The 18,832-nt window shown below is 55.3% G+C and carries 18 protein-coding genes; 7 read left to right on the forward strand and 11 right to left on the reverse strand.

Annotation, left to right across the window (positions count from 1 at the left end; genetic code table 11):
* Window positions 1-39: 39 nt before the first annotated feature.
* The 5 genes from HIJ39_RS00665 to HIJ39_RS00685 form a co-directional block, all read right to left on the reverse strand.
* On the reverse strand, window positions 40-360 hold the full coding sequence (locus HIJ39_RS00665; RefSeq protein ID WP_169095652.1) for a hypothetical protein: 321 nt from the start codon (window positions 358-360) through the stop codon (window positions 40-42).
* 303 nt (window positions 361-663) lie between these two features.
* Window positions 664-2,271, reverse strand: coding sequence for a hypothetical protein (locus HIJ39_RS00670; RefSeq protein WP_169095654.1), 1,608 nt, complete (start codon window positions 2,269-2,271; stop codon window positions 664-666).
* A complete protein-coding gene (locus HIJ39_RS00675) occupies window positions 2,268-4,454 on the reverse strand; it encodes a glycosyltransferase family 2 protein (protein WP_169095656.1) in 2,187 nt (728 codons plus the stop codon). The genes HIJ39_RS00670 and HIJ39_RS00675 overlap by 4 nt, the downstream gene beginning before the upstream one ends.
* Window positions 4,451-4,636, reverse strand: coding sequence for a hypothetical protein (locus HIJ39_RS00680; protein WP_169095658.1), 186 nt, complete (start codon window positions 4,634-4,636; stop codon window positions 4,451-4,453). The genes HIJ39_RS00675 and HIJ39_RS00680 overlap by 4 nt, the downstream gene beginning before the upstream one ends.
* Window positions 4,633-5,097 (reverse strand): hypothetical protein, encoded by a 465-nt coding sequence (locus tag HIJ39_RS00685; protein ID WP_169095660.1) that lies wholly within the window; start codon window positions 5,095-5,097, stop codon window positions 4,633-4,635. Before HIJ39_RS00685 ends, HIJ39_RS00680 begins: the two co-directional genes overlap by 4 nt.
* Window positions 5,098-5,545: 448 nt before the next feature.
* Between HIJ39_RS00685 and HIJ39_RS00690 the strand changes: the two genes are divergently transcribed.
* From HIJ39_RS00690 to HIJ39_RS00705, 4 genes are all read left to right on the forward strand, one after another.
* Complete coding sequence (locus HIJ39_RS00690) at window positions 5,546-7,105, forward strand: archaeosortase/exosortase family protein (protein ID WP_169095662.1); 1,560 nt, start codon at window positions 5,546-5,548, stop codon at window positions 7,103-7,105.
* A 129-nt stretch (window positions 7,106-7,234) separates the two neighbouring features.
* Entirely contained in the window at window positions 7,235-8,239 is a 1,005-nt protein-coding gene (locus tag HIJ39_RS00695) for a GGDEF domain-containing protein (protein ID WP_169095664.1), read from the forward strand.
* Window positions 8,236-8,610, forward strand: coding sequence for a VOC family protein (locus tag HIJ39_RS00700; RefSeq protein ID WP_169095666.1), 375 nt, complete (start codon window positions 8,236-8,238; stop codon window positions 8,608-8,610). The genes HIJ39_RS00695 and HIJ39_RS00700 overlap by 4 nt, the downstream gene beginning before the upstream one ends.
* A 70-nt stretch (window positions 8,611-8,680) precedes the next feature.
* Window positions 8,681-8,938 carry a hypothetical protein gene (locus tag HIJ39_RS00705; protein WP_169095668.1) on the forward strand — a complete coding sequence of 86 codons (258 nt, stop codon included), beginning with the start codon at window positions 8,681-8,683 and terminating at the stop codon, window positions 8,936-8,938.
* 166 nt (window positions 8,939-9,104) lie between these two features.
* Here the strand turns inward: HIJ39_RS00705 and aceA are convergent, their stop codons facing one another.
* The gene (gene aceA / locus HIJ39_RS00710; protein ID WP_169095670.1) at window positions 9,105-10,367 is read right to left on the reverse strand and encodes an isocitrate lyase; all 1,263 of its coding nucleotides are present in this window, start codon (window positions 10,365-10,367) and stop codon (window positions 9,105-9,107) included.
* 290 nt (window positions 10,368-10,657) lie between these two features.
* Here aceA and HIJ39_RS00715 point away from each other — a divergent pair, with 290 nt between their 5' ends.
* Together HIJ39_RS00715 and HIJ39_RS00720 are read left to right on the forward strand one after the other, a co-directional pair.
* The gene (locus HIJ39_RS00715) at window positions 10,658-11,173 is read left to right on the forward strand and encodes an RluA family pseudouridine synthase (protein WP_169095672.1); all 516 of its coding nucleotides are present in this window, start codon (window positions 10,658-10,660) and stop codon (window positions 11,171-11,173) included.
* Between the two features lie 221 nt (window positions 11,174-11,394).
* On the forward strand, window positions 11,395-11,715 hold the full coding sequence (locus HIJ39_RS00720; RefSeq protein ID WP_169095674.1) for a hypothetical protein: 321 nt from the start codon (window positions 11,395-11,397) through the stop codon (window positions 11,713-11,715).
* A 76-nt stretch (window positions 11,716-11,791) separates the two neighbouring features.
* Here the strand turns inward: HIJ39_RS00720 and HIJ39_RS00725 are convergent, their stop codons facing one another.
* The 5 genes from HIJ39_RS00725 to HIJ39_RS00745 all read right to left on the reverse strand — a co-directional run bounded on the left by HIJ39_RS00725 (window position 11,792) and on the right by HIJ39_RS00745 (window position 17,150).
* The gene (locus tag HIJ39_RS00725; protein ID WP_169095676.1) at window positions 11,792-12,175 is read right to left on the reverse strand and encodes a cytochrome o ubiquinol oxidase subunit IV; all 384 of its coding nucleotides are present in this window, start codon (window positions 12,173-12,175) and stop codon (window positions 11,792-11,794) included.
* A 30-nt stretch (window positions 12,176-12,205) separates the two neighbouring features.
* Window positions 12,206-12,826, reverse strand: a complete 621-nt coding sequence (locus HIJ39_RS00730; protein ID WP_169095678.1) for a cytochrome c oxidase subunit 3 — start codon at window positions 12,824-12,826, stop codon at window positions 12,206-12,208.
* Complete coding sequence (locus HIJ39_RS00735) at window positions 12,823-14,799, reverse strand: cbb3-type cytochrome c oxidase subunit I (RefSeq protein WP_169095680.1); 1,977 nt, start codon at window positions 14,797-14,799, stop codon at window positions 12,823-12,825. The genes HIJ39_RS00730 and HIJ39_RS00735 overlap by 4 nt, the downstream gene beginning before the upstream one ends.
* 47 nt (window positions 14,800-14,846) lie before the next feature.
* Window positions 14,847-15,767, reverse strand: coding sequence for a cytochrome c oxidase subunit II (locus tag HIJ39_RS00740; protein ID WP_169095682.1), 921 nt, complete (start codon window positions 15,765-15,767; stop codon window positions 14,847-14,849).
* 183 nt (window positions 15,768-15,950) lie between these two features.
* Window positions 15,951-17,150 (reverse strand): MFS transporter, encoded by a 1,200-nt coding sequence (locus HIJ39_RS00745; RefSeq protein ID WP_169095684.1) that lies wholly within the window; start codon window positions 17,148-17,150, stop codon window positions 15,951-15,953.
* A 119-nt stretch (window positions 17,151-17,269) separates the two neighbouring features.
* Here HIJ39_RS00745 and HIJ39_RS00750 point away from each other — a divergent pair, with 119 nt between their 5' ends.
* The gene (locus HIJ39_RS00750; RefSeq protein WP_243239240.1) at window positions 17,270-18,823 is read left to right on the forward strand and encodes an acetate--CoA ligase; all 1,554 of its coding nucleotides are present in this window, start codon (window positions 17,270-17,272) and stop codon (window positions 18,821-18,823) included.
* Window positions 18,824-18,832 lie beyond the last annotated feature (9 nt).

Genomic DNA, 18,832 nt, shown 5'->3' on the forward strand with positions numbered 1-18,832 from the left:
AACGAATGGTGGCGAATTACTGGACGAGGTGGTGGGAATTTACCGGAATGGGTGGTGGATTAGGTCCGGAATCCGCAAGATAGTGGAGAACCCCGCATCGTATTTCTGGATCGTATTTTGAACATACGCTATTTCGGCGGCGGAGAGGCCCTGTGCCTTGAGGGCCGCATTGCTGTCCGTCACGTAACCTGTGGTCGTATTGACGATCTCGGTATTGCGGGCCGCCTCGGCGGCCTGAGCCATCTGCGCCGATGTGAGTGTTCCGGTTGTTGTCTGGGCAAAGGCAGTCGCCCCGACCAACGGCACGACCAAGCCAACCCCTATCGTCAAAATTTTGTGGAGTCTTCCGCGGTTACTCACCTGTGACACCTCCTATTATTTTGGACAAAGCATGGCAGACACTCGCCGTAAGAAATAGGGGTGAGAACAAAAATCAGCCGGATGACAACCGGATGACATGAGATTAGCTATTCGAATTTCTTGGAACGCTTCGGGGTCACGCGACGACATGGTGGACCACCATCACAGTTCATTGAAATTATGTCCACGACGGGCATGATGATCTCGTCTTCCACGACTCGACGGTCCTAAGGTCCCGAAAATCTGCGCAAAACGGCGTCCGGAAAATCTACGAAGCGTGGGACAACCTCTCCAACCTGCCCCTTATGGCGCATCGGGAAGAATGGCATAAAGACGATATGCTGTTCCCGGAAAGGTGGCAATCAACTTGGTCCATGGCACCTTGCCCGCCCAAAGCCCAGGGTAGGTGCGATTGATGGCGTTTAATTTTCCAGTCCCTGATGGCTCGGGCACGAGGAATGCGTTAACCTGCCCGAGCGGATTGAGAAGGGCCGATTGGAAGTTCAAGTCAGCCGTTATGACGAATTGGTTCGGGTTTTTGACGTAGGGAACAACATCAAATGAGGTAAACGTATCGATTAACACTTTGAGATGTGGATGCGCATTGATATAGCGTGAAATTTGCTCGTCTTGGACAAAAGGATGAACTCTCTGTCCATGCACAATATCGCTGACGTATGCGTAATCGCCGTTCCCCCATACGGGATTTCGAAGCGCACGCCACGTGGTCCAATTGCCGACTATAAGCAACCCCGTCGCAAGGACCACAGCAAAGATTCGAAATCGCTTCCCGATGTCTTGCACTGACAGCGCCACTAAAACAAAACCAAAGGGAATATAGTACAGAAAAAACCGTGCCCAATCTGCCGAACGCCCCAGGTACAACAGAATCACCTGCAACATTGGCGCACCCGCAGCCGCCCCAATGAGCGGAAGACCCGCTCTACGCGAACCGCTGAGTTGCCCAATCAATGCGCCAAGAATGCCAAAGATAACGGGCACGAACAGGAACGTCCAGTGCACTGAGACCTGTATCGCATTCCATAAATGGGCCCTAGCAAAACGTGTCAGGGCATTTTCATAGACTCCAGTTAAAGTTTGGGAAGCGTTCCCGTAGGGGGACAGCAAAAAATACAAGGGATTTTTCATGATGAGCCAGTTGGTAAACATCCAAATGCCCGCCATGTAGACGATCGGGAGTTCAAAGACGAGCAACATGCCCTCTATATACGCCCGCGAACGGCCTCGACGGACCAGGGCCCCAATGAGCCCCAAACCCGCGAAAGCTGCCACCGGCACCGCTTCATAGCGCAACAGAAACCCGACGGCCAGCCAAATGCCGGAGCGCGCCAAGTCAGAGACAGCGTCCGTCTCGAAATAGGCTAGCAATCCTTCGGTCATGCCTAAGAGCGCAGCCGCCAACATCCCATCGGTCATCCCATTGGCCCCGTACCATAAGATCATGGGATTTAATGCGTAAATCACGGTCCACGTCCAACGCAGCCATCGCGGTACGCGAAGCCAGTGCAAGGCGCGGTACAGATTCGCTAATCCAATCCCATAAAACGCCGCGCTAACGATGTTGCCGGCAAATCCTTGAACGACTAAGGAAGGCCACCACCGGTGAAGCAGTGTCAATGGCACCTCCAGGAGGCTGGGCAGTGGATTCCAGACAAAGCCAATTGCTGCAAAGTGCGGATGGGGCCTCAAAAAAACATAGTAAGCGCTCAGGACGCGTGAAAACGCGTCACCAACGATGATTCCATTGGAAAAGAGGGTATGATGCGCTACCACCAGGGCCGCGACAAAACCACTGACGCCCAAATACCAGGGATCTCGGGTCGGCCTCCTTGGGTCAATGAGGACTGGATCTGATAAGAGGTCCCGTAATTCCGTGCTGACGGCGCTCATCCGACCTGCCTCTCATGCGGCATTTTCGCGTCGGTGAGGCCATGCACGGTTTTTTCCCAGTACGACGGCCGAGTGAACAATTGTAAAAAGCCCTTCCACCCGGCAATGGACATAAAGGTCCAATACACGGGGTTTAAGGTGGCATATTTGGACAAGTCCCAGTCGCGACGCGTCGCCAGTCCAGTCACATTGGTGTACATGAAAGCAAAGTTCCCGAACACTAAATTCAAAAATGCCGCATAGTACACCCAAGCGGGAAACAGGGCGTGGGCAAAGGGAACGCCCAAAAGAAACCATACCGTGGTCATTCCCCAGAGAAAGGGATTGATGAGAAAGGTGAAGGGAGTACCGAAGATGACCGACTGAAAAGCCATCATCCCGCCCCACCCCAACTCCTTGACCAACCGACGGGGATGACGCATGTGCACGATCCAGGTTTGGATATAGCCTTTCACCCAACGGGATCGCTGCCGAATCCAATTGACAAAATCGGAATTGGCCTCTTCCCAGGTTGTTGAATCCATCACCACGGTACGGTATCCGAGACGCGCCAATCGGATACCGAGGTCGGCGTCTTCGGTGACGTTAAAAGGGTCCCACGCCCCGATCTCTTTCAGCACCGACACACGAAAGTGGTTGGACGTGCCCCCCAACGGGATGGGCAAATTGCGAGCAAACAACGCCGGCAGCAGCTGGTCAAACCACATCGCGTACTCGCTGGTAAACCAACGCGTTAGGATATTCTGCGTTTGGTTGTAATATGAAAGTTTGGCTTGTACGCAAGCCACCCGCTCGTCGCTCACCCGAAAGACTTCAATCGCTTTGAGCAGTTGATCCGGATCAGGAGCATCCTCGGCATCAAATATTACGACGAAATCGCCGCGAGCCTGCCAGAACCCATAGTTGCATGCCTTAGGCTTCGTTCGCGGCATTGAGGTTGGTACAATCACGATCTGAATGAAGTTCGGTAAGTGGGCAGCTCTCGCCGCCTCCATGGTATCCAAATCGTCGGCCTCAAGCAGAAACTTGACATCAAGAAGATGCTTGGGATAACGGAGTTCGGAAATGGATTGGGCGATCTTCGGAAGCACCGCTGCCTCTTTGTATAACGGAACCAAGATCGTATAGATAGGGAGTTGGTCCTCGCTCAGCGCCCCCGACAGGCTCACCGGGCGAACAATGCTGTACGGCTTTTCTTTGGCCGAAACAAACATAAGCCATAGACGATACACGGTGTTCAACGCATAGAGGACTTCCACCACGGCATTCAAGAAGGTGAGGGTGACAAGCCAATTTTTAATCATAAAGAGCACGAAAGCTGTAGTGGCGGCAAGAGAAACCGTTTTTTGACGCCGGGACAAGAGATAATCGGCTGACTGGTCCGGTCGCTTCACCAATATCTGTTCGCGGCTGCGGGTCGCATGCCGGTTTCCATAGTAGCGCGAGTAGGTCACCAGCACATCCCGGTAGCCGGTCACGTAAACTAGCACCGGACAACCGAGGGAATCCACCAGTGTATTCACAACATCCGGACGCCACGGGTCCACCATGGCAATCCCGACCTGATTGGAAGACTGAAAAATGGGAACCACCGCATTTCTGAGCCAAAAGGCCTCGTCCATGGCATCCCAAACGTCTGGCGGAGCGGTCAGCCCGCTGCTTGCCAGTTCCACCAGCGGCAGACCGCTTTGTAATGCGAGCGCTTCGGCCACATCCCAAAAGTTGGCCATGTTGAAGCTGGTCAAGACCTCGCCCAACCGAGCACCCATTGCCGCTTGCATTTCCAACGCTTCCACCAATTGGTCGGCGTGGACTTTGCTTTGCTGCAGCAAGATGCCCCCCAATTGCCGGTCTACCAGGCGATCGGTTAGTCCATAAACCCGGTCAAATGCGAGTGTGAGTTCCCATTCCTGAACGAGAAACGCCTTGACGGGGATTCCCAAAGATTGGAGCCACATCACGGAATCCCTATTTTTCGGGTCCTCCAAGCCGACCCAAAGCCGGTCCTCCGGCTTTGCCAGCGGAATCACCCGATGTTTTACTAAAGCGTCCCGCTCGAAGTTCATTACCAGACTGCGATCCACGGGGTCAACCAACCCCCCATCAGCGGTATGATAGGGGATGAGTGAGACATGGCCTTCAATGTGGATGTCGAAACTCCCTGACGCGACCTGTGCGTTCATGACCGTTTACCTTCCTGCTGATGGCGCCTAAGCCGTCGCAGCGAGAAGATATAGAGAACCGGCACAATCGCCATCAGGGCCAAGGGCACGGTGAAAAAGACCCAATAGCCAACGTCCATCAGGGCAGACGCCACCAGCACCAGGGCTGCCACCGAAACTAAAGTGGAGATGGTCTTAATCATAGGCTTGGGCCCTTAAGCGAAACATAGATGGTATCCTTCTCCTGTCTGACCTGGGTGACCTCTTCCCGCATTTGAAGCCACTCAAGCAACAATCCGCGATGGCTAACGTACCCGTCGACTCGATAGAAGCCATCACGAAATACCTGAAAGCGAATGGATAAGGCATCAACCTGTTTCAGTTCATCGACCAAATCCACCACGTCAGCGAGATGCGCAAGCGGACCAATGAGAAGGGTCACGGTTGAGGAAGGGACTCCATCATCGCGGGTGAGTTCGCCAATTGTGCGGCGCAACGACGCGATGGTGACCTGGTCGACCTCACGCGCTTGCATCAATTGGGACACTTGGGTGCGAAGAGCATCAATCTCGCGAGCTTGGTCGTCGCGTTGTTTTTCCAGTCGTTCGATTGCGGCGTCGACGTCGGCTCGTCGGTATCCTAGGAAGTCCCGACCGAATTCCATTGACACTCCTTGGCGAAACATCATACATTAATATGGTAAATCTTATCACTAATTAACGGAATGTGTCGATTGTAGAGGGAAAATATGGCCACGCGCGCACGCTGGATTGCATATCCCCTGGGGCTGATTCTATTCATGGGAATTGGTCCGCTTGCGTACGCCGCCCCATCCCCGTCCCCCCCACAAAAGCCTCCACACGTTAGCGAGCAACAACCCTCAACTTTTGAAAAGGCCCATAAGAAAAGCCCTCCCGGGGGCAAACAAAAGAAAAAGGCCCAAAAGAAAAACGGGACCGGTGACGATGGCGACCAAGATAAAGATAAGAATCATGACCATGACGATCCACCGCCGTCAGATGAGCTTCCCGAAGTCCCCTGGGCAACTGGCATCCCGGTGATTATGTTGGGTTTGCTTGGAGTCTACTTCAAGAAAAAGGCCCCGGGACAGAATGGAATCTAAGCGACTGAGTCCCATGATGGTGGGTTTATGGATTTTGTTAGCCATTGCCCCTCTGTTTCATGTGTGGTCCACATTAACCACCGATTTCTTAGCTGACAATCCGCTGGCGTATCTGGTATGGATTCCCGTCGTCGCGTTCGCGTGGGCATTTCTCCGACTCTTATCGATGGCGCCATATCCCGATGATCGCGAGCTGAACAGCATACTGGGCATGACGGGGATAATCTTATTCGGTTTAGTGCTTGCCCTCGGAAGCTACCACTGGCCGTGGGCCTTCTCCATCGATAACCTGGGCATTTTAATTTGGCCCTTCTGGGCTCTCTCATTGGCGTGGTTTCTCTTTGGCGTGGGCACCACACGTCGCCTGATCCATCCGCTCGCCTATGTGCTCTTGGCATGGCCGCCATTGTACACCCGCATCGTAGCATGGACGATGCCGGCCCTAAACCAGCTCGACTTAACGGGAATGCACTGGCTGGACCGGGTTCCCTGGATTCGGCCAGAACATGGCTCCGGTGTCTACCTCGTCCAGAGCGTGCATAGCTGGATTCCCATACAAATCAGCCAGGTTTGCAGCGGCGCGGATAGCCTTCTAGCTATTCTTTTGTTCCTGCCCGTTGTCCTCGCTTTCTTCCGCGGATCAGGCATTTGGAAGTTGACCCTGCTCGTGAGCGTTGCCGTCGGGGCCGTGGTTTTGAACTTCCTGAGGCTTCAAATCATTCTTTTCCTGTTGCACGCGACCAACGCCAACCTGGCGCTAGGGATTGTGCATCCAATCTTGGGCTTTCTGCTCTTGGCCATGCTATTCACCGCCATGCTGGGGGCCTCGCCTCTGTTTCATCTTCAGGCCCAGTTCCCCAAATTGACCGCGCACTTGCGACCTCCCCGCCCTGTTCCCCTCGGCATCGCCATCGTGGCGGGGTTTGCGCTGTGGCAGGGGCTGACCCCTTTGGGGCAGTGGGGGCCGGGAACCCCGTCGCACCCAGTTGCCGTGGCCACCACCCGCCTTTCAGCTTATCTTCCTCGCATTGCTGGGTTTCATCGCACCGTAGCCCTTCACCAAAGCGAGGAATCCGTCATGGGTCCCGGATCCGAAACACTGGCCGTCGATTATGCCAATGGCACGAGCGTCATTCTGGCAGAGGTCTGGCGAACGCAAGACCCTTTGGTCCTCGCAGGCTTAGGAGGACGGAATTGCCTCTTGTTTCACGGTGATCGGGTGCTGAACGCCTCGCCTGTGTCATTGTTCCACCATGTTCCAGGCAATGTTTTCGTGGTGGCGGCTCCGACCCCAGCCATCACCCGTCTTGGCCCCGAGTACATTGACGTGGAATACACCGCCTCCACAGAACTTCGGGATGGCCACCGCTGGTACTTTCGGGTCGAGGTTGCGGGATGGGTATCTTCCAAAACGGTGAGCCAACAAGCCGCTATTCGCGCAGGGCACCAAGTCCTTGCACACATCCGGGATAAACGCACCACCCTCCCCTTGCTCGCGGTTTTGGAAGTGACCGCTCAGCGTCTCAACCTCACCACGACCAGTGCCTAATGTCGTAAACTTTTTCAAGTGTGAAAAGAGGATTCCTTTCCACCGCGGCGAAGGCTATCCTTATATGATCACATCTTGTATGAATCTCTCTACTCGAATGCAGCGTCCAATGATTGAATGGAGGTACCCTTGGATCCCAATTCGGAGTCGGTTTTGCGTGTTTTCCTTCACCGAAGTCGCCAAGTCATTGAAAAACCGACGTTAAAAGAAAAATTAACGGCGATTGCCCAGGCCATTGTGGAAGCTGGCTTGTTCCGGCGTGTTGCCGTGCAACTCTATGCGGAAAGTTATGGCGAAAAGTTGTTTGGTTGGGCTGGCATCACCGCCGAAGAGGAGCAATGGCTCGAGACGCATGACACCCTGGGTCCTGACGAATATGAGCGGGTGCGACGCTATGGAGTGGACTTAGGCAATTTGTACTTCGTGCCCCATGACCGGATTTGGATGGTCCTGGGTGACCCCGATAGTTTTTTGCTGTCTTCCCAGGTGGAGTGGCAAGGGCCGGGATATTGGCACCCGGACGATATGCTTTACGCCCCGCTCCTAGCGTCTGACAACACGACAATGGGCAATGTGACAGCTGACGACCCACCCGACCATCGACTCCCCACGGAGCACACAGCCGCCCTTTTGACCCCATTTCTTGCCATCGCATCCATATTGGTGGAACAATCCTTGGACCGCCGCCGCGATACGCTGACGTCATGCTTCAATGGCCCCTTCTTTCGAGACGAAATGGCGACGTTGGAAGCGAGCGGTAATCTCCGGGGCGTGTTGTTTCTTGATATGGATAATTTAAAGATGGTAAATGATAGTCAGGGCCATGCCGCCGGTGACCGGTTAATTCAAGACACCGCGCATGGTTTGGGGCAGATAGTGCAGCAAGTGCTGGGACGCTCGATGCCTGTGTTTCGCTTGCACGGCGATGAGTTTGCCGTGCTGCTGCGGAGCGGGTCACCGCCGCTAGACCGTATGCTCCCGGAACTAAGAACCCTTAGGGATGCATATCTTCCCAACATCAGCATTGGGGGCGCTGAATACCAATTAGGGATGTCATTGGCGGAACTCACTCGGCTGGCCGAGCAGAGCATGTACCAGGACAAATGGACAAGAAAAGGACTGTGGCCGCAATGACCCCGAAAAATGTTGATCACCTAGTCCTCGAAGTGCGGGATATGGAGAAAAGCCTCGCCTTTTACTGTGGCTTGCTGGGCCTGCCGGCAGAGCGGCTTGATCTATTTCAACAGGGTCAGGCTCCCTTTGTCTCCGTCCGAGCTGGCACCACGCTGGTCGACCTATTCCCGTCAGACAATCCTAGCGCCGGACCGCCCCATTTTTGCGTGGAATTTTCGGATCCGATCGAGGAAATCATAGCGGCTCTGAAGGCCCACGGCATTGATCCCGGCAAGCCTAAACCACGATTTGGGGCCCGGGGCACGGGGCTTAGCGTCTATGTTTACGATCCTGACGGCCACCAAGTCGAAATTCGCACCTATCACGCCTAATTCCCGATTAAAAAATTGCGTCCCTCCGTGCCCTTTCCTACGATGGGAAAACAACGACGGGAGGGACGCCATGCTACTCGTGACTGTGGGGGCGGCATTCGTAGTGGCAGCGTTATTCGTACGGGTCTTGCGCCCGCTTTTGGTGGTGGTGTTGGCATTAACCGCGCTACTTTGGATTTTGCCGCAAATCCCGGTTAAAAACGCCACATTTCAGTCGGTGGTCCTTATCGCCGGGCTTGTGCGCCACGTACTACACCATTCGGTGCAAAACGGCCTCATCCAGTATCGCCGTTGGGGCACAGCAATGTTGTCGCACCACCATCTCTAGTGATACGCATCCTCCGACAGGATTAGAGGCTGACCTTGGTGGGAATGGCACTCCGGACACGCCTCGACAGCCACAGGAAGACAGTCGAGACACCAAATCTGGCGGCAATCGGTGCACGCCCACACTCGCATCTCCATGCGCCCCTCGGGGTGTTGACCCCTGCAGATCATGACCTCACCTCCTCTGTGTTGAATTGCGCCTCCTCGGTCGAGCCCTTGAGTGCCGTTGTCTCTGATTGGCCTTGAGTCAGAACCATCATAAGGGTGTCGAAATAGCCGGCTCCCACTTCCCGTTGATGGCGCACGGCCGTGTAGCCCCGCTGTTCCCCTTGGAATTCGTCCTCCTGCAACGCAGCATACGCCTTCATACCGTGGTCTCGGTACGCGTCCGCCAACTGAAACATGGACCAGTTGAGGGCATGGAACCCGGCCAAGGTGATGAATTGGAACACGTAGCCCATGTCCCCCAACTTGTCTTGAAAGCGCTCCAAATCAGCATCGGCCAATTTGCGCTTCCAGTTGAAAGACGGGGAACAATTGTAGGCCAACCATTTCCCGGGAAACTCGGCGTGAATAGCTTCAGCAAATGCGCGGGCTTCATCAATGTTCGGCTCGGCCGTTTCACACCAGATGACGTCAGCATACGGGGCATAAGCGAGTCCCCGGTGAATGGCGGCATCCAGTCCCGCACGCACGCGATAGAAGCCTTCCGCGGTACGCTCTCCGGTCAAGAAGGGCTGGTCGGCCGGATCGCTGTCTGACGTCAACAAGGTGGCGGCATTAGCATCCGTTCTCCCAATAATCACCGTGGGGACGCCAAGCACATCGGCGGCTAGACGGGCCGCGGTCAGATGGGAAACGGCTTCTTTGGTGGGAATCAGCACCTTTCCGCCCATATGGCCACACTTTTTTGCTGAGGAAAGTTGGTCTTCCAAATGAATGCCCGCGGCGCCCGCTTCAATCATTGCCTTGACTAATTCAAAGACATTGAGCGGTCCACCAAAACCCGCTTCAGCGTCAGCCACAATCGGTGCGTACCAATCACGCGATCCCCCCTTAGGATCGGTGCGATACACCTGATCAGCGCGCATAAGCGCCCGATTGATCCGCTGCACCATGGCAGGAACGCTGTTCGCGGGATAGAGTGATTGGTCCGGATAGGTATCGAATGCAAGATTTCCATCCGCCGCGACCTGCCAGCCGCTGACATAAATGGCCTCTAGTCCCGCTGCAACCTGTTGGACCGCTTGATTTCCCGTCACCGCGCCTAAAGCTCGCACAAATGGCCGATTGGCCAGCAAGTGACGCAACCGCTCTGCGCCCCGGCGCGCCAAGGTGTGCTCAATCATGACCGTAGGCCGCAAGGCCTCCACATCTTCCACGGTATACGGACGCTCAATCCCCCTCGTTGTAAATCCGTCATTGTCCATCAGGTTACCGCTCCTTCCCAAAGTCTCATTTGCCCCATCATACTGAGGGCCACCTGGGCTTTGCCGGATATTTCCCGTCAAATGCCGCTCATTAGGGATGAACGGTGGATAAAGGCCCCTTAACGGAGAGTTGCGAGCCATGACAATCTGGGACACAATAGAAGGCACCAACAAAATGGAAGCTCGCAGGCTTCCGGCTGATTCTTGGAAAGAAGGCGATCGCGACGGAAAAAACTCCGCGCATTCCGATCACTCCCTTGGATTTGGACCTCTGGTATGAAGGGCCAACCGTGGTCATTGCCGACAAACCGGCAGGGATGGCCGTACACCCTCAATCCCCCGAGGGAACCGGGACAGTGGTCAACGCGTTATTGCACAACAACCGCTGGTTAGCTGACATGGAAACCAGTCATGCCCCGGGGGTGGTTCATGTGTTGGCCCCGGAGGATCGCGGTCTCGTGGTGGTGGCAAAATCCGAGGAAGCCCACCAGGAATTGACCCAATTAAAGAACGAGAAGCGCTTGATATTTTCCGTACGGGTGCGGCTGAATAGCGACGTTGAGCCAACGCCTCACCCCGATGTCGTGGTCATCGATCACCAGCGCTATGATGGCCTTGATGTCTACGATATCGACACCAGCATCGGAGATACGGCCCAACTGCGATCCTCCTGGCTCCATGGGGATGCTGCAGCCAGCATGGTCGTCTATCGCGTCCACGTGCCCATGGCGCAAAAGCGCCTTGACATTGGCCTAGGCGAAAGAATATGGCTGCCACGGGTCGACCTCTATACGGCACCGCCCTGAAGTGTCTGCAACGGAACGAAAGAGTTTCTTTCGTCTTATGGCTTCGGTTGGAATGACCACACCCTCACGGACGAGACCAATGTGGCGGAAATGCGGCGTCTAAGAGGAAAACACGAACGGGGCATTCCGCTCATCATCGTCAATGGGCAGACGTCGGTGGGCTTCGATCGGCACCGGCTAAAGGCCCAATTCGGCCTTTATTGAATCTGTGGAGGTGAGTCATGGCAGATTGGAGCGGCACCTTAACTTTTAGCGAAGATAGCTTGCAAGCGCTTGATGCCTTCATCCACCACCCCGATACGCGTCAGACGGACATTTTCCAGCAAGGGACGTTGGCGGTGGACGGCCAGGTCCATCTCGATTGGATTATCAAGCACGATATCTTTGAGGGCGTGGTGATGCACGTAAGTCTCATGGGAGACGACGGCACGCGTTTTCTTGGCGGCGATGGTGCCGTCCTTACCGAGGCACAGGAGGCCCTGCGAACGTTCGACGTCAATTACGAAGGGACGACCTATCACCTCTCGGTTGTTAAGGAATAGCACACGTTTGGCACAACAAAGAAGCGCCCACCCTTTTCAGAGGGCGGGCGCTTTTTCTGCAACTGTCCTGAATGTTTTAGGACACGCCGGATTTAAAGAGCATGATCCAGATGGACATCCCCACCATGCCTAGCGCGATCAGAAACACCAGGTACAGAGGAATCAACTGCCATGCCATGCCGCGGCTCTCCTTCAAGTGCATGAAGACACCTAACTGCAGCGCGGCCTGCAATCCTGCCAGAACCAGAATGACCGCGAGCAGCATCACCGCCGGAAGTACATGATTCATCACCAGGAAATAGGCAGCAAAGGTCAAGATTAAAGACCCGATGTACCCCGCAATTTGCACGGTGGGGAACTTCTCTTCCTCAAAGTGCGGCTTCAGGAATGCGAGGTTCTTGTCATTATCTTGTTGATAGGCTTCCTCGACCGTCAATGCGCTATCAGCGTGCTCAGACATGTCGACGCCTCCCTTCCCTCACGAACTCGCTCATACGATTTTCCCGTTCAAGTACACAAAGGTGAAGATGAAAATCCATACGATGTCCAGAAAGTGCCAGTACAGCGAATAGGTAAACACCTTGCGCGCTGTCTGAGCGGTAATGCCCCGCTTCTTCAGTTGGAACAGCAGCGTGATTGCCCAAAAGATACCGAACGTGACGTGGGCTCCGTGAGTGCCGACCAGGATGTCAAAGGCGGATAAAAATCCGCTCGTGTGCCAGGTGGCTCCGATGGCCGCATAGCTCACGAAGTCGTGAATTTCGGTCCCGACGAACCCGGCGCCAAGGAGCACCGTAAGAATCATCCAACCCATCAGCGCCTTGACGTTTCCGCGGCGCATCGAATAGATGCCGAGTCCGATGGTGAAGCTGGAGGTCAACAAGAGCAGCGTCTCCAGCATCACCGGACCCATCTGGAACAACTGGTTGGATGACGGCCCGGACGCGACGGCACTGTGAAACACCGCATAGGACGAGAACAAGCTTCCGAAAATGAGCACGTCCGTGACCAGGAACATCCAGAACCCGGTAATCTTGATGCTTTCCTTTTCGTCGGCGAACTCGATGGGAAGATGCTGCGCCTGTTTTTCTTCAGCGAGTTCCAAACTCATCCTTGCAACCTCCCTAGCGATGCCTCTGTGCGCCGCACAAACTCGGCATCCAAGTGATGATGGTCGTCGTAGTCAAAGCCGGTGAACAAGAGACATGCAACGACCGCAAGTCCGCCGATGATGGCAATGGGCCACCACTTGAAGGTGAGTCCAAAGCCCCCCACGAAAAACGACACGCCCAACAAAAAGGGAATCGCGGAGTTTCGGGGCATCTCAATGTCCCGAATGTCCTCGGGCTTCAAATCGGCCAGCGATTGTCCGTTCTGCTTCATTGCCCACCAGGCGTCCCGTTCATGTACCACAGGGATGCGGGCAAAGTTGTATTCCGGGGCCGGCGAGGGGATGGACCACTCCAGGGTCCGCCCATCCCACGGGTCACCCGTCAAATCGCGTTCCCCGTAGAGCAAGCTCCAGATGATGTTGTAGACCAAGGCCACGAATGCCGCACCCATGATGAAGGCTCCCACGGTGGAAATAACGTTGAGCTCATGCCATCCGAATCCCACCGGATAGGTGTAGATGCGCCGCGTCATGCCTTTGAGTCCCAGTAGGTACTGCGGCGTAAAGGTAACCCAAAAGCCGATGAAGAAGAGCCAGAAGGCGACCTTGCCCTGCCGCTCATTGAGTTTCATACCAAACATCTTCGGCCACCAATAGTAGAGACCGGACAGGAGACCAAAGAGCGTCCCACCAATAATCACGTTGTGGAAGTGGGCCACCAAGAAATAGGTGTTGTGGAATTGGTAGTCGGCCGGCACGACCGCCAACAGCACGCCCGTGGCGCCTCCAATCACGAAGGTGGGAATGAACGCCAACTGATACAGCATCGATGTGGTCATTTGAATGCGCCCGCCCCACATGGTGAAAATCCAATTGAAGATCTTCACACCTGTTGGGATCGCGATCAACATAGTCGACAAACCGAAGAAGGCGTTGACGCCCGGACCTGCCCCCATGGTAAAGAAGTGGTGCACCCAGGTTCCGTACGAGAGGAACATGATCGCTAGAATGGAAACCACCATGACGGGGTATCCAAAGAGCGCCTTCTTTGAGTAAGTGGATACCACCTCGGAAAACACCCCAAACAGCGGAATCACCAAAATGTAAACCTCGGGATGGCCGAACAGCCAAAAGAGATTGACGTACATCATGGGCATCCCACCGTGGGCCAGGGTGAAGAACGAGGACCCAAAGATGCGGTCAAAGAGGCTCATGGCCAACGCCACCGTCAGCGGCGGGAAGGCGAACAGAATCAACGCCGAGGTGACCATTGCCGACCAGATAAATAGCGGCATCTTCATCAGCGTCATCCCCGGGGCCCGCATGCGGACCGTGGTCACCAGGAAGTTGATGCCTGTCATGGTTGTGCCCATACCGGCAATCAACAAGGCTACAAAGTAGTAGTTTTCGGCCGGACCCGGGTTATACGCCAAGCCTGTGTAGGGCGGATAAGCCGTCCACCCGGCGTTCGGAGATCCCCCAATGATGAAGGAGATGTTAAACAGAATCGCACCGGCCGCAAACAACCAGTAGCTCATCGCGTTCAGCCGCGGAAAGGCCACGTCGCGCGCCCCAATCATGAGGGGCACCACTGCGTTGAAGAGGGCAAAAATGAACGGCATGGCCATGAAGAAAATCATGATGGTGCCATGCGTAGTGAACACTTCGTTATATTGCGTGGCAGGCATGAACTTGGTGCTGGGGAGCGCCAATTGGGCCCGAATCATCATTGCGTCAATGCCACCGCGCATCAACATCAACAATGCCGCAATTAAATACAGCACCGCGATTTTTTTGTGGTCGACCGTGGTCAACCACTCGCGCCATAACCAACCCCAGCGCTTGGTCTTGGTCAGAAACCCGAGGATCCCCAACCCACCGACCACCAACCCGAAATCAATGAGCAGAATATCGGGCAGGCGTACCGAGGGTGGAAAGAGGATGTGAATCAAATATGGGATAAACGAAGGCATACGTCTCCACCTTTCAGCATCTAACCTGTAAACCTTGCGTCCGTCTCCTAGCGACTCATCACCATGGGAACGTACTCAATGCCGTTCTTATGGCGCTGGATGCTGTACATCCCGCCACCGGTCAAGGTAAACCCGCTCGCGACCGATGGGAACGTGTCCTTGGGATAATTCCCGTAGGTTTCCACGCCAACGGTATTGAACTTTAGCAACTGTTTAAAGTCGGCGTTGGTCATCGGCTGAGCCGTGGACGCCGTCTTTTGAGCCCAGGCTTTAAACTGGGCCGGAGGTACCGCCTTCACGTTAAAAAACATCTTCTCAAATTGGGTTCCGGAAAACTGGCCGCTGTGTCCCCAATACGTTCCGGGCTTGTTGGCCTCCAGCCACAAGGGCAGGACGCGATTCGGCATCGTATATTCCATGCCGCCCAACTGCGGAACCCAGAACGTGTTCATGGGCGAGTTGGCCGTCAGTTCAAACAAGACCGGCTCTCCCGAAGGAATGACCACGTAGTTCACGGTCGCGACATGCTGGCCGGGATACTGAAAGAGCCATTTCCACGTCAGCGAGGTTACATCAATGACCACTGGATCTTTCGCTTTCGGGATGCGGTCCAGCGCATATGTAACCTTAACGGTGGGGATGGCAATAACCGTCAACAAAACCGCCGGCAGCACCCACCACAATATTTCCAATCCGCGGTGGCCATGCCAATCCGGGCGATAGGGCGCCGTGTTGCCGGGCTTGTCGCGAAAACGAATCAGAGCGTAAAAGAACAGCACAAAAACGATGAGAATAACAATGGCCATGGCTATGGAGGCCAAAATCATGAGGTGCATCTCTTGACGACCCACTGGACCGGCAGGATGCAGCATCACATATTGCTGACCGCAGCCCGTGCTAAGAAGCCCTGCCGCTGCAGCCACCAATAGAAGCTTCGAGTACGGCTTTCTAAACCGTTGACGGAACATTGAAGACCACCTTCTCCAGAGGATTCTCGACACAGGCGGTTATCCACCGACAGAAAATACAGATGAGGCGGAATTGTTATTCAACACTTCGGAACTTTTCTTTCCCTGTAATCGTTAGATTACTTAACCCGAAGTATAACAATGTTAAAACTCGTAATCAATTATCCTGGACAAAGGAGCGGATCAGAATGTTGCCGATTTTTGTGGCTTTGTTTTAAGAAGGACGCCGACCAATGAGGCACTAAGGGCAAAGGGGACCGCCACCATCAGTTCTACCCGCGGCGAGGCGTGCAACGACAGCGCCAATCCCATCCCGGCGGGAACGAGCACAGCGCCCAAAAATCCAGCCGTGTTGGCGATTCCGGAGGCTAAACCCTGGGCTGGATTAGGAAACCGCTCGCGAACAGTCGCAAATGTCAGCACCGCAGCCCCATTGGCGGCCCCTAAGAGGATAAACAAAACCGCCATCAAACTAAGCGGCAGTCGAAAAACCGCGAGCACCACCCACACTAACGCATTAAGCACCGTTACCGCGGCATAGGGTCTTCTAACACCCCATTTGTCAGCCAGCATCCCGGCAGGGGGTCCGCCCAGCAAGGCGCCGGCAAGCCCAAATGCGAGAAAAGTGCTGGCAGCAACCTCATTGAGCCCATAGTTGGTGCGAAGATATGGGACCGCATAGAGACTAACAAAGCCGAGGAAGGGCCCCATTAGTCCAAAATGGCCCAAGGCGACCGCCCATAGCTCGCGTCGCTGTCGGAAGACCTGATCCCACGGCGCCCGTTCCTGCGGTACCCGAACCTCTGGGTGCATCGGACGAAGCCGCCAAAAGATCACGAAACTTGCTGCCGCCAGTGCAATCAAGGTCCATCCCATCACCGCAAAAGGAGCACGCCAACCCGACGCCTCAACCCAAACAGCCAACGGAATGGTGGCCACCAGTGCCCCCACATTTCCCGACATGCCGGTGATGCCTAGTACGCGTCCGAATATCCCAAAAGAAAACCAGCGCGCCAGCACGGCGACAATATTGAGCCAAATGAGTGCATCCCCCAGGCCCACCAGGACTCGCGACACAACCACCATGGAGAAACTATGGCTCAGGCCAAACATCACCGTGCCCATCCCGTCAAACACGGTCCCCACCACCAGCAGATGCTCGGCCCGAAACCGCCGCGCACCTAGGGCCACCGGAATTTGCAGGACAGCATAGACCAGATACTGGCCGATCGTCATCAATGACAAAATTCCGGGCGTCAAGTGGAACTGGCGCATCAGCTCGGGCGTAACCAGACCGGGTGCGGTGCGCTCCATGAAAATCAACCCATAGGTGAGAGCCAAGACCAAGAGAATTAAGATAGCCTGCCATCGACGTGATTCCATAACTCTAGCATATCCGTCTTTGACGCCAACCGAGAGATAAACCGCAGAAGATGTCGATCGGTTATGGTTGACAGACAAATCTGGAAATGAGACAACCAAAGCATATGGAGGGAGGCCGCATGAATTTCGCCCATCTGGTTGACGGTATTGCCGAGACGGCGCCGGATCGTCACGCGCTTGTCGTCGTCACGCCTGACAAGTTAACTGAGCGTTTAACTTATCGCCAACTCGCCGAAACATCCAACCGCCTCGCTCACAGCTTGATGGAGCAGGGCATCGCGCGAGGCACCCGGGTCATGGTTCTTCTGCCTCGGGGCAAAGAAGCCTATATCAGCTATTTGGCTCTTTTGAAGACCGGGGCCACGATTATGCCGGGCTCGGAGATGCTGCGCTCGGGCGATATCTTATATCGAGTGCGCCACGCGGAGGCTCAAGCTGTCCTGGCGGATCAGAGTCTGGTATCCACCGTGGAAGAAGTGCGCCATCAAATGCCCTCCGTGACCAGATATCTGGCCAGTCCCGACACCTCAACACCGGGATGGCAGTCCCTTGTAGCCCTTCAATCCAACGGCAGTCCGGATCCCGTCCGGACCAGCGTCCTTCCTGATGACCTGGCCTTCTTATCCTATACCAGCGGCACCACCGGCGGGCCCAAGGGCGTGATGCATACTTACCGTTGGCCCTTCGAGCATTTGAAGGTGGCCGGAACATATTGGTTCGACGCCAAACCTGACGATCTGGCCTGGGCCACCGCCGGACCCGGTTGGGCCAAATGGGTCTGGAGCCCCTTTGTCTCCGTCTTGGGCAATGGGGCCACGGGATTTGTCTATCAGGGGCGCTTCGAGCCCGAGACATATCTTGCGCTCATGGCTGAATATCGCGTGACGTTGCTATGCGCCACTCCCACAGAGTATCGGCTGATGGCTAAGGTTCCCCAATTGGATCGCTACGCCCTATCCTTGCGCTCTGCCACCTCAGCCGGCGAGCCGCTCAATCGGGAAGTCATCGAAACCTTTCGTCGCGTTTTTGGGGTGACCGTACGCGACGGTTATGGGCAGACAGAAAATACCCTCCTCGTGGGGACGTTGGAGAACATGGAGGTCCGGCCGGGCTCCATGGGCCGGCCCTTTCCCGGCCTCCCGGTGACCATTGTCAACGACCGTGGTGAGCCGCAAGGACCGGGCGTGGTGGGCCACATCGCCGTCCACCGTGACCATCCGGCCTTGTTCCGGGGCTATCTAAATGATCCCGAGCGCACTCGAGCGGCCTTTCGCGGCGACTGGTACACGACGGGAGACCAGGGGCGCCTGGATGAGGATGGATATATCTGGTTTGAAGGACGATCCGATGACATCATTATCTCCGCCGGATACACCATTGGCCCCTTTGAAGTGGAAGATGCATTGGTGAAGCACCCCAAGGTGGCCGAATGCGCCGTCGTCGCCAGCCCGGATGAAGAGCGGGGTCATATTGTCAAGGCATTCGTCGTGCTGCGAAATCCTGAGGATAAAAATGCCCCGCATCTGACCGAGGAGCTTCAAGCGCACGTGAAAGCGATCACGGCCCCTTACAAATATCCGCGGGCCATTGAGTACGTGGATTCTTTACCGAAAACCACCAGCGGGAAGATTCGCCGCATCGAGTTGCGAGAGCGGGAAAAGGCAGGACGGTAATGCCTCGCC

It is taken from the genome of Sulfobacillus harzensis (genome assembly GCF_012933365.1).
Taxonomy (GTDB): Bacteria; Bacillota; Sulfobacillia; order Sulfobacillales; family Sulfobacillaceae; genus Sulfobacillus_B; species Sulfobacillus_B harzensis.